Source organism: Deinococcus pimensis DSM 21231 (genome assembly GCF_000519345.1).
Taxonomy (GTDB): Bacteria; Deinococcota; Deinococci; order Deinococcales; family Deinococcaceae; genus Deinococcus_A; species Deinococcus_A pimensis.
Genome location: NZ_KI912679.1, coordinates 51,042 through 51,744, shown reverse-complemented (window position 1 = coordinate 51,744; position 703 = coordinate 51,042). Strand labels below are relative to the sequence as shown.

At 65.6% G+C, this 703-nt stretch carries 1 pseudogene; it reads right to left on the bottom strand.

Annotated elements, in window-relative coordinates:
• Positions 1–345: 345 nt before the first annotated feature.
• Positions 346–703, bottom strand: a pseudogene (locus tag DEIPI_RS0126715) (UbiD family decarboxylase domain-containing protein); the annotation flags it as partial.

Below are 703 nucleotides of genomic sequence, written 5' to 3'. Positions count from 1 at the left end.
CGTTCGACTTGCATGTCTTAAGCACGCCGCCAGCGTTCACCCTGAGCCAGGATCAAAACTCTCCATAAGTGGTTCAGCACTCCCCAAAGGGAGATGTTGATGTGTTTGATGCCTCGCTTGCGCTTGGCTGTGGACTTCCGTGGAGGTCCGTCTCGATGCCCGAAGGCATCTTCGTGAGTCTGGAGTCACTCGGGGGAGTGACCGCTCACACCACCCTGTCGGGTGGCCCTCCCGTCGCTGTTCTTCTCGCACCTTGTCATGCACCCCGTGCTCGCTTTCGCCAGCACCGCCTCAACCGAGGCTCAAAAAGAATAGACCAACCACGCGAGACTGTCAAGCCTTCCTTCAGCTTCCGGAACCCACCGTCTCCGGCGTCCCGGCGACGACCTCGGTGGTCCGAGTGTCGCCCTCCGGATCGCCCGGCAGCCCGTACAGGTGCCAGCGCGCCGACACGCGCGCCACCACGGACGGGTCCATCACGATCTTCTGCGGCCAGTCGCGCGTGAAGCCCTCCTCGCGCAGCTTGCGGGTGCCGTCCCACACCAGCACGCCGTTCAACTCACGCACGTCGCGCTCGGGGTCCACGTTGTTCAGCACCGTCCACCACACGTCGTGGAGGTCCCGCACGTCGGTGAGCTCGTCCGCGAGCAGCACGTGCCGCACGCCGCGCGCCGCGGGCGAGGCCGCCAGCCTCTCCCCCACC